General features: G+C 65.8%; 14 protein-coding genes and 1 pseudogene. 8 read left to right on the top strand and 7 right to left on the bottom strand.

Translation table 11 applies throughout. From position 1 onward, the window contains the following. The first annotated feature begins 5 nt into the window (after window positions 1–5). The 4 genes from AX284_RS08315 (at window position 6) to gpmA (ending at window position 3,637) form a co-directional block, all read left to right on the top strand. Window positions 6–1,349 carry a c-type cytochrome gene (locus AX284_RS08315; protein WP_068384756.1) on the top strand — a complete coding sequence of 448 codons (1,344 nt, stop codon included), beginning with the start codon at window positions 6–8 and terminating at the stop codon, window positions 1,347–1,349. 57 nt (window positions 1,350–1,406) lie between these two features. Next, complete coding sequence (locus tag AX284_RS08310) at window positions 1,407–2,027, top strand: DUF2268 domain-containing putative Zn-dependent protease (protein ID WP_068384593.1); 621 nt, start codon at window positions 1,407–1,409, stop codon at window positions 2,025–2,027. A gap of 507 nt (window positions 2,028–2,534) precedes the next feature. After that, window positions 2,535–2,762 (top strand): hypothetical protein, encoded by a 228-nt coding sequence (locus AX284_RS08305; protein WP_017639323.1) that lies wholly within the window; start codon window positions 2,535–2,537, stop codon window positions 2,760–2,762. 128 nt (window positions 2,763–2,890) lie between these two features. Next, window positions 2,891–3,637, top strand: coding sequence for a 2,3-diphosphoglycerate-dependent phosphoglycerate mutase (gene gpmA, locus AX284_RS08300; RefSeq protein ID WP_064307752.1), 747 nt, complete (start codon window positions 2,891–2,893; stop codon window positions 3,635–3,637). A 351-nt stretch (window positions 3,638–3,988) separates the two neighbouring features. On the opposite strand, the gene AX284_RS08295 is transcribed toward gpmA, so the two are convergent. The 4 genes from AX284_RS08295 to AX284_RS08280 all read right to left on the bottom strand — a co-directional run bounded on the left by AX284_RS08295 (window position 3,989) and on the right by AX284_RS08280 (window position 8,065). Next, complete coding sequence (locus AX284_RS08295) at window positions 3,989–4,978, bottom strand: YihY/virulence factor BrkB family protein (RefSeq protein WP_068384591.1); 990 nt, start codon at window positions 4,976–4,978, stop codon at window positions 3,989–3,991. A gap of 126 nt (window positions 4,979–5,104) precedes the next feature. After that, window positions 5,105–5,947: a glycosyltransferase family 2 protein gene (locus AX284_RS08290; RefSeq protein WP_068384589.1), complete on the bottom strand. Its 843-nt coding sequence runs from the start codon at window positions 5,945–5,947 to the stop codon at window positions 5,105–5,107. Continuing rightward, complete coding sequence (locus AX284_RS08285) at window positions 5,944–6,981, bottom strand: hypothetical protein (RefSeq protein ID WP_093253266.1); 1,038 nt, start codon at window positions 6,979–6,981, stop codon at window positions 5,944–5,946. The genes AX284_RS08290 and AX284_RS08285 overlap by 4 nt, the downstream gene beginning before the upstream one ends. Before the next feature lie 7 nt (window positions 6,982–6,988). Further along, window positions 6,989–8,065 (bottom strand): glycosyltransferase, encoded by a 1,077-nt coding sequence (locus AX284_RS08280; protein ID WP_068384585.1) that lies wholly within the window; start codon window positions 8,063–8,065, stop codon window positions 6,989–6,991. A gap of 187 nt (window positions 8,066–8,252) precedes the next feature. Here AX284_RS08280 and AX284_RS08275 point away from each other — a divergent pair, with 187 nt between their 5' ends. Then, the gene (locus AX284_RS08275) at window positions 8,253–8,984 is read left to right on the top strand and encodes a glutathione S-transferase (protein ID WP_068384583.1); all 732 of its coding nucleotides are present in this window, start codon (window positions 8,253–8,255) and stop codon (window positions 8,982–8,984) included. A 51-nt stretch (window positions 8,985–9,035) separates the two neighbouring features. On the opposite strand, the gene AX284_RS08270 is transcribed toward AX284_RS08275, so the two are convergent. Beyond that, window positions 9,036–9,227, bottom strand: coding sequence for a CsbD family protein (locus AX284_RS08270; protein ID WP_026083651.1), 192 nt, complete (start codon window positions 9,225–9,227; stop codon window positions 9,036–9,038). Window positions 9,228–9,474: 247 nt separating this feature from the next. Here AX284_RS08270 and gloA point away from each other — a divergent pair, with 247 nt between their 5' ends. The 3 genes from gloA (at window position 9,475) to AX284_RS12145 (ending at window position 12,104) form a co-directional block, all read left to right on the top strand. Further along, on the top strand, window positions 9,475–9,999 hold the full coding sequence (gene gloA / locus AX284_RS08265) for a lactoylglutathione lyase (protein WP_017639315.1): 525 nt from the start codon (window positions 9,475–9,477) through the stop codon (window positions 9,997–9,999). A 195-nt stretch (window positions 10,000–10,194) separates the two neighbouring features. Next, window positions 10,195–11,823 carry a methyl-accepting chemotaxis protein gene (locus tag AX284_RS08260; RefSeq protein WP_082731533.1) on the top strand — a complete coding sequence of 543 codons (1,629 nt, stop codon included), beginning with the start codon at window positions 10,195–10,197 and terminating at the stop codon, window positions 11,821–11,823. A 158-nt stretch (window positions 11,824–11,981) separates the two neighbouring features. Beyond that, window positions 11,982–12,104, top strand: coding sequence for a hypothetical protein (locus AX284_RS12145; RefSeq protein WP_256562921.1), 123 nt, complete (start codon window positions 11,982–11,984; stop codon window positions 12,102–12,104). 42 nt (window positions 12,105–12,146) lie between these two features. Here AX284_RS12145 and AX284_RS12335 read toward each other — a convergent pair whose 3' ends face one another. Both AX284_RS12335 and AX284_RS12330 read right to left on the bottom strand, forming a co-directional pair. Then, complete coding sequence (locus AX284_RS12335) at window positions 12,147–13,010, bottom strand: methyl-accepting chemotaxis protein (protein WP_371099768.1); 864 nt, start codon at window positions 13,008–13,010, stop codon at window positions 12,147–12,149. Continuing rightward, window positions 13,002–13,772: pseudogene (locus AX284_RS12330) on the bottom strand (MCP four helix bundle domain-containing protein); the annotation flags it as partial. The pseudogene AX284_RS12330 and the gene AX284_RS12335, both read right to left, overlap by 9 nt. Window positions 13,773–14,281: the final 509 nt, after the last annotated feature.

The raw sequence follows: 14,281 nt of genomic DNA, 5'->3' as shown, positions 1-14,281 counted from the left end.
CGCCCATGATCTTCCGTACCCTCGCGACCCTGCTGCTGGGCGCCGGCCTGGCCATGACGGCCCAGGCCGCCGAAGACGCCGATCCGGCGCTGGTCAAGCAAGGCGAATACCTGGCCCGCGCTGGCGACTGCGTGGCCTGCCACACGGCGCCGGGCGGCCAGCCCTTCGCCGGCGGCCTGCCCATGCAAACGCCCATCGGCACCCTCTATTCCACCAACATCACCCCGGATCGGCAGACCGGCATCGGCGACTACCGCTTCGCCGACTTCGACGCCGCCATCCGCCAGGGCATCGCCAAGGAGGGCCATACCCTCTACCCAGCCATGCCCTACCCCTCCTATTCTCGGGTGACCGAGGCGGACATGCGCGCCCTCTATGCCTACTTCATGCACGGGGTCACCCCGGTCGCCCAGGCCAATCGCGACAGCGACATCCCCTGGCCGCTGTCGATGCGCTGGCCCCTGGCGATCTGGCGCCAGTTGTTCGCCCCCGAGGTGGTGCAATTCCAGCCGGCCCCGAGCCAGGACCCGGTGGTGGCGCGCGGCGCCTATCTGGTGGAAGGCCTCGGCCACTGTGGCGCATGCCACACGCCCCGGGCTTTCACCATGCAGGAAAAGGCCCTCTCGCCCGCCGACGGCAAGGACTTCCTGGCCGGCAGCGCACCCCTGGAAGGCTGGATCGCCAAGAATCTGCGTGGCGATCATCGCGATGGCCTGGGCAACTGGAGCGAAGACCAGCTGGTGCAGTTCCTCAAGACCGGTCGCTCCGCCGACAGCGCCGTGTTCGGTGGCATGACCGAGGTGGTGCAGCACAGTCTGCAATACCTGAGCGACGCCGACCTGCGTGCCATCGCCCGCTATCTCAAGGCCTTGCCGCCCAAGGATCCGCACGATGCGCCCTTCCAGCCCGATGGCCGTGCCGCCGCAGCGCTCTGGAAGGGTGACGACAGCGCCCGCGGCGCCCAGGTCTATGTGGACAACTGCGCCGCTTGCCACCGCACCGATGGCCAGGGCTACGACCGGGTCTTCCCTGCATTGGCCGGCAATCCGGTGCTGCGCATGGCCGACGCCAGCTCGCTGATCAACATCGTGCTCAAGGGCGGCACCCTGCCCGGCCTGCACAGCGCACCTTCGATGATCGTCATGCCGCCGTTCGGCTGGCGGCTGAACGATGCCCAGGTGGCCGACGTGGTCAGCTTCATCCGCGCCAGCTGGGGCAACGACGCTGCCCCGGTCAGCGCCGCCGATGTCGCCAAGTGGCGCACCGATGACACCCGCGCCACCTCGGGCGATGACCTGGGCCAGGCCTTTGGTCACGGTCAGCCAGAGCCGCGCGAAGCGGGCAAGTAGCGAACGAAGGGGCGCGACTTCGTCTATAAAGACAGGCCGCGCTCCGGAGATGCCTGGATGACCTGCGTACTACATCTGCTCAACGCCAGCGGTCGCCTGGACCCCTGGCGTGCCATCCTGGAAAAGACCTTCACCGATGCCCTGCCCCGTATCGCTGCGCACCTGCCCGAGCAACGGGTCGACGTGGTGGTGCAGGCGGGCGCCTGGGTGATCCCGGAGTTGGGTCTGAATGGCTACAGCCCGGACGCCGAGCGGGTCTTTCTGACCCTGGATCCCGACAGCCCGCGCCTGCAGCAAGCCTTCCCTGACAGCTTCACCGCCCTGCTTGGCCACGAATTGCACCACTGCCTGCGGCATGCCGGTCCGGGTTACGGGTCCACACTGGGCGAGGTCTTGGTCAGTGAAGGCCTCGCCTGCCAGTTCGAAGGTGAATTGACCGGCCAGCTGCCCTTCTATGCCCAGGCCGCCCCCCAGGAAATGGCCAGATACTGGGACGACCTGAGTGCCGAACTGCACCAACCATACGACCATGCCCGCTGGTTCTTCGGCAGTGGCGACCTGCCCCGCCATCTCGGCTATGCGCTGGGTCGCTGGCGAGTCGATCGTTATCTGCAACGTCATGGCCTGACGGCCACCGCCTGCGGACAGTACCCGGCTACAGCCTTTCTCGCGGAATGATCTCACCGCCTTAGCCAAGCCGGCGCGACGGCGGCGAACACCTCGTCCAGCCATTCGACCCAGGCGCGCACTTCTGCGAGGTCTCCACTCCTAGTGGTCGTTACACCACCTGATTTTCGCCCAGCGACCTTTCGTACAGACCTGAGGACCATCAAGCCCATCGCCGACCAGCGGGCTTGCGCGGCTGGCATCGATCCTGCTAGCTTGATCGGGTTAGTACCAAGCTGACCCCAATCGCTGGACGCCTTTCCGCTCGTTTGTAGCAGCGCGAAATAAGCGTCATCCGGATCGAATCGATCCCTCGATTGCTCAGGATCTGCCGCCCTGGCCTCTGAATCTCGTGCCCGGCCGGTTGCCTGCCTTCCCAAGTACTTACCTGCATGCCTGGGCGTCTCGCCCACACGCTGCCTTCCTCCAGCCAGAGATTCAGCCGTCGGCCGTTATGGGTACGAGGTTGCTGGAGTTATTTCACCGCGCCGACTGAGCGTGGATCCCAAGGATAGTTAGATGAACATTCAAAATCAGGCCATTGCGGCCATGCAACACCTCCAAGCGGCCTTCGCGCCGTTTCAATGCATCACCACCCCGGCTTCGCGCAAGGGCGGCTTCAGTTTCACCGTGATCGACGAGCGCGGTGTCGCCTGTCGCAGCGAGCGCCTCTACCCCGAGCAGTACAACGCTGCCGACGGCCTGGAGCGGGTCATCGCCCGTACCCGTCGCGCCCTGGTGGCCTAAGGCTCCCTGCGAGTGCCGGACGCATCACGGTTTCCGTGATGCCCATGCCGGCAGCCTCCATCTGCGGTATGTTTGGCACAGCTTCGCGTAGGCGTGAGCCAAACAATGAATCCCAAGATGGAGGTCGCATGTCGCAAGTCGTATTCATCCGCCATGGCCAGTCGGCGTGGAACCTGGAAAACCGCTTCAGTGGCTGGGCGGATGTGGATCTGACCGAACAGGGGATCCGCGAGGCCCACGAGGGCGGCAAGGCACTCAAGGACGCCGGCTTCCTTTTCGACGTGGCCCACGTCTCGGTGCTCAAGCGCGCCGTGCGCACCCTGTGGCACGTGCAGGAAGGCATGGACCAGATGTGGCTGCCAGTGGTGAGCGACTGGCGCCTCAACGAACGTCACTATGGTGGCCTGACCGGTCTGAACAAGTCCGAGACCGCTGCCAAGTTCGGTGAAGAGCAGGTCCTGGTCTGGCGCCGCAGCTACGACGTACCGCCGCCCGAGCAGAGCGTCGAGGAGCAGCAGGCCCTGGCCGCCGATCCGCGCTATGCCGGTCTGTCGCTGGATCAGGTGCCGCGCACCGAGTGCCTCAAGGATTGCGTCGAACGCGTCCTGCCCTACTGGAACGAAGTCCTGGCCCCGGCCATCCGCAGTGGCCAGCGCGTGCTGGTGGTCGCCCATGGCAACTCCATGCGTGCCTTGATCAAGTACCTGGACAACATCTCCGACAGCGACATCGTCAGCCTCAACATCCCCAACGGCGTGCCGCTGGTGTACGAGTTCGACGAAGACCTCAAGCCCACCAAGCACTACTACCTGGCCGACCCGGACGAGGTCGCCGCCAAGATGGCCGCGGTGGCCAATCAGGGCAAGGCGAAGTAAGGCCTCTTTCGTCCGTCCTCTGGTGGAGACCTTGCACGGTTTTCCACAGGGTCGACGAGGTGTGAGCGGTGGATAAGGCTGAAGCCATTATCCACCCTGCCGACGGCTGACCTATCGTGGTCACGGGTCGCCGTAGGTTGGGTTGAGCACAGCGAAGCCCGACAGGTCTCGCCTCAAGGTGCTGGCCATGTTGGGCTTCGACGGGGAAGCCGTCTCAGCCCAACCTACGATACTGGCGCGGCCCATGGCCACTACGCCAAGACCCGCGGAAGGGAAAACCGTCTGGCGTTTTCCACAATCAGGGCCGCAGGGGAACGGTGGATAAGGCGGCGCCGTCATCCACCCTACCACTCAGGTTCGGTCATTCGGGCGCTTCACCACCCGCGCCTCACCCAGGACGCCTTCTCGCTGGGCGCCCTCGTCCTGACCCGCCTGAATCTCTTCGTCGGCTTCTACCCCACCGTCGCCCGGGCTCTTCTCGCCCTTTTCCTTGCCTTCGTCGCTGTGGTGTTCGATCACCGCATTGATCTCCGCGCCGAACAGCAGCACCGCCGAAGACAGATAGAAGTACAGCAGCAAGACGATGATGGCGCCGATGCTGCCGTAGGTGGCGTTGTAGTTGGCGAAGTTCTGCACGTAGTAGCCAAAGCCCAGGGACGCCAGGATCCAGACCACCACTGCCAGCACCGAGCCCGGGGTGATGAAGCGAAAGCTCTGCTTCACGTCCGGGGTGACATAGTAGAGCGCCGCCACGGCGATCATCAGCAGGGCCACGGCCAGCGGCCAGCGAATCAGCGCCCAGAGGGTGACCATATAGTCTTCCAGCCCGACATAGGCGGCCAGCCAGTTCATCACCTGGGGGCCCAGCACCATGAGGGCGGCAGCGCTGAGCAGCAGCCCGGCAAGGCCGATGGTGTGCAGCACCGACAGGGGAATGCGCTTCCAGGCCGGGCGGCTTTCCACCACGTCGTAGGCGCTGTTCATGGCGGTCATCAGCGAGCGGAAGCCACCCGAGGCGGACCAGAGGGCAACGATGATACTGAAGGACAGCAGGCCGCCCTTCTGCGTCTGCAGCTGGTCGATGATGGGGTTGACCGTGTCCAGCGCGGTGACCGGCAGCAGGTAGGCGGCCTGTTCGCGCAGGAAGGTGAAGAAGTCCGGCAGGTGCAGGAAACCGATCAGGGCGATCAGGAACAGCAGGAAGGGAAACAGCGAGAACAGCATCTGGTAGGCCAGCGCCGCCGCATAGGTGGGCATGTCGTCGGCCACGAATTCCTGGACGGCACGCTTGACGAGGGTGAACGGCGAAATGCCGCGCAGGCTGAAGGCAAACAAGGACATAACGGCTCCTGACGAACATTCCTCACGAAGGATTCCTGGAGCGGGCCTGCACGGCCTGCGCCCGGCGGCTTTTGCAGACCGCCCTACCTTCAGAGTGGCGGCAGCCGGGTTGGTTGCGCGCCGTCGTCAGAAGCCGGAACCGGAGGCATCCCGGCAGGCGGCGATCTCGGCGGCCGTGGGCACCCGGAGCTCCTCTATCCCGCGACGTTCATCGAAATGGATGAAGCCGGCGGCGGCGAATTCGCGCAACCAGCCCTCCATGGGCCAGAGCCCCCAGCGCGCCTGAAAGCGCCGGGCATTCTCCAGGATACTGGCGAAGTGGTTGAGCGGCGGGTGATAGGTCGGGTGGTACTGGTGGAAGGCGCGCGCCTCGGCCTGATAGACGGGCACCCCCGCGTCACGTGCACGAAAGGCGAAATCGGTGTCCTCGCCGCCATAGCCACGATAGCCCTCGTCGAAACCGCCGATGCGGCTGAAGGTGGCGCGCGTGCAGGCGAAATTCAGCGACCAGAACAGCGGATGGGGAATCATCTCCCCGCTCGGTCGATCCCGGTGCAGGGGATGGACGACGCCCGAGGCGAGCAGCGCCTCCGGCGTCCAGTCACCTTCCGCGACGCCGGCCGGCAGGTAGTGGACGAAGCCCTGGTGCAGGGCGTCGGGGCGCGCGGCCAGCGCCCGGCGATAGGCATCGAGCAGGTCTGGTGCGGGGATGCAGTCCACGTCGAGAAACACCAGCGCCTCGCCGGGTGCAGCGGCTACGGCGGCATTGCGCGCGGCGGCCAGGGGCAGGATGCCGTCGCCTTCGACCGCCTGTACCTGGATCGGAAAGCGCGAGCTGTGCAGTGCGCTTGGTGCCTCGTTCATCTGCACCACCACCAGGGCGGCGGGCGGGGTCGGCGCCAGCTCCAGGCCGCGGATCAGGTTGGCCAGTTGCCGCTCGCGGCCATGGACCAGGGTCAGGACAATCATGTCAGCACCTCCTGGGCGACTTCTCGAATACAGGCTGCGGCGCGCCGGGCGCCCTCGCCATCGCCTACTGCCGCCCAGCGCTCGGGATCGAGCGCGCGTGCCCTGGCCAGCAGCTCCGGCCAGTCATCGTCAGCGGGCCAGGTTTCGCCGGTGAGCGCCAGGCCCTGCATGGCCAGCAGGCGCCCGGTGGACAGTTGCTCGTCGAAGGGCCGGGCATCCGGCAGGCAGATGAAGCGACAGCGCAAATCGGCCAGCTCCGCCACCAGGCTGTCACCCGCCGAGCCGACCACCAGCTCGGCGCGGGTCAGCCAGGGCGCGGGATCGGCGACGCTGCCCAGAAAGCTTAGATTGGCCGGTGCCACGGTGGCGTCCTCCGCCACCGGACCCAGCACCGTCCAGCGCCAGGCGGGACAGGCGCGCGCCGCGGCGACCAGTCGCGCGCGGCTGAAGGCGGTGCCGCCATGGCCGGCGATGACGGTGACCGTGCCGGGCTCGCGCAGGCTGTCGCGCCGTTGCCCGGCATAGCGCGACAGGCTGCCGGCATAGCAGGTCTTGGCTCGCCAGATGGCTGGAGTGGCGGGTTCTTCCAGATGTTCCGGATAGGGTGCCAACAACCGGCTGGCACTGGCATAGGCCAGTTCGTGGGCGGCATCGAAGCGGTTGCCGCGCTGGCGCAGATAGATCGTCGGTACACCACACAGCCTGGCCAGCAGTGCCACCTCCACCGAGACGTCGACCACCAGCAGACAGGGCCAGGCGCGGCGAAACCAGTCCACCAGCAGGCCCATGCGCTCGCGCAGCCCTGCCACCCCCAGCGGCGCATAGTGCAGGCAGGCGAAGGCTTCGCCCTCGACACCCGGGGCCACGTCGGGCGGCAGCGGGCAGAGCTGGACGTTGGGCAGCTCCACCTGTTCGGGCAGGCGACTGCCGAACAGGGTCAGGGGGCCATCGAAAGCGGCGGCGATGGCCAGGGCACGGGTCACATGGCCGGCGCCGTGATGGTGGGCGTAGTAGCCGATGTTCAGCTCAGCCACGGGCGGTCTAGCCACGGGCCACCCGACCGGCGGCGACATCGGCGAGCAGGCGCTCGTAGCGATCGATCATCTGGCGATGGCTCCACTGGGCCTCGGCCCGCGCTCGGCAAGCCTCGCGGGACAACGACAGGGCCTCGCGCAGGGCTGCGGCCAGTGCCGGGACATCACCCGGCGGGGCCAGGGCGCCGGTCTCGGCGGTGAGGAGTTCCGGCAGGGCACCGCGGGCGAAGGCCGCCACCGGCGTACCACAGGCCAGCGCCTCGGCGACGATCAGGCCGAAGGGTTCGTCCCAGCAAGGGGTCACCAGGCAAGCGCGGGCCTGGGCGACTTCGACGGCCAGGGCGGTGCGGTCCAGGTGACCGAGGTAAACGGCCTGGTCACCCAGACGCGGCGCGATCTCCTGGCGAAAGTAACGCTCGTCGGTGGCCTGGCCAGCCAGGCGCAGGGGCACACCGGCCGCCCGTGCGGCGTCCAGCGCCAGGTGCGGCCCCTTGTCGGGCACCAGGCGACCGAACCAGAGCGCATGGTCGCCGATTGGGGTACCGCGTGGCCGCCAGGCGTCGAGATCGATGCCGTTGGGAATCACGTGGCAGGCCGGCGCCAGGTGCGCCCAGTTGTCGGCATTGGCCTGGGACACGGTGCAGTAATGACCGCCACCGCGCTTGTGCAATTCGCCGATGGCGTTGATCAACTCGAAGAACGGCGGGGTATGCAGCACCGTGAGCATGGGCGTGCGGATCAGCCCGGACATGGTCACCGGCACATAGTGCAGGGCATTGTTGAAAATGACGTCGAAGCCATGGCTGTCGATGCGCTGCATGCAGTCGAGATAGCCGTGGTGCTCGTCGAGGTACTCGGAGCTGAGTACGTTGCGCTTGCGCCGGCAACCATCCGTCCCGTAGTTGCCGTCGTCGAGGATGGGTACCACCTCCAGCTCCGGCGCCGAAGCCGAACTGGCGAACAGAGTCACCCCATGGCCACGCTCGCGCAGTTGCAGGGTGATGTCGTAGGTGAAGGCCTCGAGACCACCGGCGAACGGCTGGCGTACCGGGTGTTTCACGTGGGTGAGAATGCCTATGCGCATGGAGCCGTCCGCTTGCTGTTGACCGTCATCCCACCGTCCTCATTGCTAGCCGCTGGTTGATAGGAGTCTCAGCGATGGGAATTGGTTGTGCGCTTCGTCGTGAAAGCCGCACGGCGGGAAAACCTCCGAACCCCGCAGGGAGTCAGCCTTCCTGGACCCGTATTCCCAGCAGACGACGGAGGTTTCCATGCGTTATGAACTGCACTACTGGCCCAGCATCCAGGGCCGCGGCGAATTCGTCCGCCTGGCGCTCGAAGAAGCCGGCGCGGACTACCTGGATGTGGGCAACGCCCCGGAGGACGAAGGCCTGGGCATACCCGCCATGGAGGACTACCTGCAAGGCAAGCAGACCCACCGCCCACCCTTCGCCCCGCCCTTTCTCAAGGCCGGCGACGAGGTCGTTTCCCATGTCGCCAACATCCTCCAGTACCTGGGGCCGCAGCTGGACCTGGTGCCGCCGGACGAGGAGTCACGCTTCTGGGTACATGGCCTGCAACTGACCATCACCGACCTCACCGCCGAGGCCCACGATGTCCACCATCCGGTGGCCATCTCCCTGACCTATGAAGAGCAGCAGGACGAAGCCCGGCGCCGGGCCAAGGCCTTTGCCGGCGAGCGAATCCGTACCTATCTGAGCTATTTCGAACGGGTGCTGGGTTACAACCCGGCGGGTGATACCTGGCTGGTGGGCGAGCAGCGCTCCTATGTCGACCTGTCGCTGTTCCAGGTGGTGGCCGGCCTGACCTATGCCTTCCCCAACGCCATGCATCGTCTCGCCCCGGAGATCCCGCGGGTCCTGGCCGTGGCCGAACGGGTGGCGGCCCTGCCCAACATCGCCGCCTACCTGGCCTCGTCGCGCCGCCTGCCGTTCAGCGAGAACGGCATCTTCCGTCACTATCCGGAGCTGGATCCGGCCTGACAGGCAAAAGAAAAGGCCGCCCGGGGGGCGGCCTTTTCATCACGACTGGACTCAGGCGCGGTCGATGGTGTTCTTGACCGCTTCCTTACCCTTGCCCACGTTCTTTTGCAGTTTGCCTTCGGCTTCCTGGGCACGACCCTCGCCTTTCATGCGCGAGTTGTCGGTGGCATCGCCGACGCCTTGCTTGACCTTGCCGGCCACTTCTTTGGCGGTACCCTTGATCTTGTCGCTGGTGCTGCTCATATCAGTCTCCTTGGGATCGCACAGGCAGTGCGCTTGTAAAATCCGACTACGGCTCTAACCGGGTGGTTTCGACCACTCGTCGCCCAGCGCAGCGGCCAGGAGCCTCAGGAAGCTTTGGGCAGCGGCCCTGGAAGCCTTTAGACTTCCCGCCCTTTTTCGTGAGCGATTGCCCAGGCGCCGCCCCTTGGCGGGAACGTTGCGCAGGGCCGCCTCTCCAAATTCCACACCCCTTCAATGGAGACTTCTGATGTCGCTGAGCCAATTCGACAACCTGCCGGGCGTGACCGCCCAGCCCGACGCCGCCACCCGCGAGTTCGTCTTCAACCACACCATGCTGCGGGTCAAGAACCTGGAGACCTCGCTGGACTTCTATACCCGCGTACTGGGTTTCACCGTGGTCGATCACAAGGACTTTCCGGACGCCAAATTCAGCCTGACCTTCCTCGCCCTGGTCGATCGCAACCAGGTGCCGACAGACCCGGAAGCCCGCCAGCGCTGGCGCAAATCCACGCCGGGCATTCTCGAGCTGACCCACAACCATGGCACCGAGAACGATGCCGCCTTCAGCTACCACAACGGCAACAGCGATCCGCGTGGCTTCGGCCATACCTGCGTGGCGGTCCCGGACATCCGCGCCGCCTGCGAACGTTTCGAGCAGTTGGGCGTGGCTTTCCAGAAGCGCCTGACCGACGGCAGCATGAAGGAAATCGCCTTCATCAAGGACCCCGACGGCTACTGGGTCGAAGTCATCCAGTTCACCCCGCTGTCCTGATCCCTCCGGGCCCGGCGTCCGTCGGGCCCACCCTGCCTGCCCTTCTGAAGACATCCGACGACTTTTCGGCGCTTAACTGATACCGACTGGCTCCAAGCCATCGACGCCTGCTCATGCCTTTGGCGTACTGCTGGCGAATAGCCTTACCAAAGTCGTATTGCGACCCCAGCCAGCGACGTCTTCAGAGAGCCCATCATGAAAAAAACAACAAGAATTCGAACGGGGATGTACAGCGTCCTCAGCCTGTTCGTCGCCTGCCTGCTGCTGGCTTGCCTGTATGGGTGGCTCAGCGCCCGGACCAGTGCCCAGCAGATCCGCGACCTGGATAGTCTGACCATGGAGCAGCTGGACAAGGTCAACAACGCCGCCACCTGGATCAGCCGCGCCAGTGCCAACTCCCATACCGCCATGCTCGATCGGGTCAATGGCGATGCGGCCAAGGCCGAAAAAGGCACGGTGCTGGCGCTGGAACGCCTGAACATCGCCCGCACGCTGATCACCGAGATGCTGGCCAGCACCACCGAGCCCAAGTTGCGCGGCCAGATCGACGCCATGCTCAAGGCCTTCGATGCCTACAAGGTCATCGTGGAAAATCAGATCAAGGCCTGCCGCGCCGGTGATCTGCCGGGCTACATCCGCATCAGCGATGGCGCCAAGGACGCCAGCACCGCCTTCGCCGACACCCGCAAGGTCTTTACCGACGAGATCACCGGGCGCATCGACGCCACCCTGGCCGCCTCCGACAGCCGCGTGCTGCAGGCCGAGATCGGCACCCTGGTACTGGTTGGTCTGACCCTGCTGCTGGCGGTGCTCTCCGGCTGGTTCATCGCCCGCCGGGTGCTGGCCCCGTTGAACGAAGCCGGCGAGCACTTCGCCGCCATGAGCGAAGGCGATCTGACCCGCCGCATCGAGGTGCGCAGCCATGACGAGATCGGCCAGCTGTTCGCCGGCCTCGCCACCCTGCAACGCCGCCAGCGCGACACCCTGGCCCAGCTCAATCGCACCGCCGAGCAACTCGACGGCGCCGCCCAGGAACTGGGCCAGGTCACCGCCCAGAGCAATCGCACCCTGAACCAGCAGCAACAGGAACTGGAACAGGCCGTGACCGCGGTGACCGAGATGACCACCGCCGTGGAAGAGGTGGCACGCAATGCCGCCTCCACCTCGGATACCGCCCGCGAATCCGATCGCCTGGCCACCGGCAGTCGTGGCCAGGTGGCCCAGGTCCTCAGCGAATTGCAGAGCATGCAGACCACGGTCAACGAAAGCGAAGCCGTGATCGCCAGTCTGGCGCAGCAGGCCAACCAGATCGGCAAGGTGCTGGACGTGATCCGCGCGGTCTCCGAGCAGACCAATCTGCTGGCGCTCAACGCCGCCATCGAAGCCGCCCGTGCCGGCGATGCCGGGCGTGGCTTCGCCGTGGTGGCCGACGAGGTGCGCAGCCTGGCCCAGCGCACCCGCCAGTCGACCCTGGAGATCGAGCAGATGATCGGCAACATCCAGGCCGGCACCGGCCAGGCGGTAACCGCCATCCAGCGTAGCAACACCCTGGCCGGTACCACCCTCGAGACCACCGAGCGCACTGGCCAGAGCCTGGAGCACATCTTTGTCGCCATCGGCGATATCAACGAGCGCAACCTGGTCATCGCCAGCGCCGCCGAGGAGCAGGCCCAGGTCGCCCGCGAGGTGGATCGCAACCTGATCAACATCCGCGAACTGGCAGGCGTGTCCAAGCGTGGCGCCGACCAGATCGAGACCTCCAGTCGCCAGCTCGCCGAGCTGACCCGCGAGATCCACAGCCTGGCCGCGCGCTTCCGCGTCTAGCCCGGCGCGCCGTCGCTCCCGGGAAGAGTCATCCCGGGGCAGCGGTGGCTTTACCCATCTTTACCTTTTCTTGGCATGACGTCGCTGCCGGTACAGGCGAAAATTGGCCCCGGGCGCCCAGCGTGGCGCCGGTTTTCGCTACGGAGCTGCCTGACGTCATGACGACCTGCCCTACCCCGCGCGGCCCTCGCCTGAGGTGCCTGCTGCTGTCCGTTCTCGCCTCGCCCCTGGGCCTGCTGGTGCTGCTGACCGGCGTGCTGCAGCTGCTCGGTCCCGGCTAGTGCCGCAGCGTACGGTCACCACAGCGACCGGACGCGCCAGGGTCACAGGCGGAAGCGCGTCACCAGCCCATTGAGGTCCACGGCCAGGCGCGACAGCTCGGCGCTGGCGGCGCTGGACTGCTCGGCACCCGCGGCGGTCTGGACCGACAACTCGCGAATGTTCACCAGGTTGCGATCCACTTCGCGAGCCACCTGGGCTTGCTCTTCCGCCGCACTGGCGATGACCAGGTTACGTTCGTTGATGCCGCCGATGGCGCCATGGATGCGCTCCAGGGCATGGCCGGCGCCGCGCGCCACTTCCAGGGTGGACTGGGCACGCTCGGTGCTGCTGCGCATGGCCGCCACCGCCTGATCGGTGCCCTGCTGGATGGTGCCGATGGAGGTCTCGATCTCGCGGGTCGACTCCTGGGTGCGATGGGCCAGCGCCCGCACCTCGTCGGCCACCACGGCGAAGCCACGACCGGCTTCCCCGGCGCGCGCGGCCTCGATGGCGGCATTGAGCGCCAACAGATTGGTCTGCTCGGCCACGCTGCGGATCACGTCGAGCACCTTGCCGATGTCGTTGACCTGTACCGCCAGATCGCCCACCAGGGTGGCGCCGTGCTGGACGTCTTCGCTCATGGTGGCGATGGCGCCCACGGTTTCCTGTACCAGGTCGCGACCGTCACGGGCCACGCCGGCCGACTCCTGGGAGGCCTGGGAGGTGTTGACGGCGTTGCGCGCCACCTCGTCCACCGCCGACGACATCTGGTTCACCGCGGTGGCGGCCTGTTCGATCTCGGCGTTCTGGCGCTGCAGGCCGCGACTGGATTCATCGGTCACGGCATTGAGTTCTTCCGCCGCCGAGGCGAGCTGGGTGGCCGAGCCAAGGATGCCCTGCAGGGTCTGGCGCAGCTGGCCCTGCATGGTTTTCATGGCCTGCAGCAGGCGCGCGGCCTCGTCGCGGCCTTCGCTGTGGATCTCTTCGCTGAGGTCGCCGGTGGCGATCACCTCGGCCGCCCGCACGGCCCGGGCGATGGGCTGGGTGATGCTGCGGATCAGCAGCCAGGCGAAGACCACGGTCAGCAGCGCAGTGGCCGCCAGCAGCAGCACCAGCCACTGGATGGCATGGCTATAGTCGGCAGCGGACTGGGCGTTGGCGGCGGCGGTCTGCTGATCCACCAGGTCGGTGAGTTGCTTGAGCACGCCATTGACCGCATCGGAGTTGGCCAGCAGGTCTTCGTTGAGCAGCCGGCGCAGGGGCTCCAGCTGATCGGCGGCGGAAAACGCCAGCATGCGCTGCTGCAGACCGTCGTACTGGGCGATCAACTGGCCGTAGCGACCGTAGGCGGTGCGTTCTTCGGCGGACTGGATCAAGGCCTCGTAGCGCTGCTGGGCGGCGCGCATCTGGCCGTTGCGCTGCTGGAACAAGGCCTGGGTCTTGGCGATGATCTCCGGCTCGCGATTGAGCAGCAGACGATAGGAGAGCACCCGCAGGCGCAGGGTCAGGGCGGTCAGCTCGTCGAGGGCGGCCACGCGCGGCATGGCGCGTTCTTCGATGGCCAGGCCCGAGGCGCGGATATCGTTCATCTTGACCAGGGCGGTGCCGCCGAGCAGCAGCAGGAGCAGACCGATAAAGGCGAAACCGAGCGTGGCGCGCCGCGCGATGGAGAGGTTGCGAAAGGACATGGAGAGTTTCCGTTGAGCCTGGAAAGTTCCCCTATCGACCGCTGGCGGCAGATCCTGAGGCCAATTATCGACCTGGATCCGGACGGCTTGCAGGAGCATGCGTCGAGCAAAGCCACCAAACCCTTGTCTCATAGGGCATTGGAGCTATTGAAAGGCTGGCGAAAGGTCTAGGCTGCGGCACTGTGCCGCAGATCACAGGCTGGATGCAAAGCGGGAGAAAGGCGAGCAATCTCCACCAGCGGCATTGTGTTCACATTTTTGCACATCTTTCGCAAGCCACTGATCATCAAGGAAATCTGTTCGGCTATCGCGATTTACATTTTCTTCACGGGGAAAAGCGTGATCCGGTGGCGAAATGCAGGGTTCGTGTCGATAAAAGGGCTAAATGCACTGATCATGTCGCGATAATGGCGGGATGATCTCAGTATTAGTTTGAAATATCTTCTGCGTTGTCGGTCACGAGCTATTGTTTCAGCGTGGATTAAGGTTGTGTTCACCAAGATGCGACA

It is taken from the genome of Pseudomonas sp. HUK17, assembly GCF_001566765.1.
This window is presented reverse-complemented; position numbering and strand designations above follow the sequence as displayed.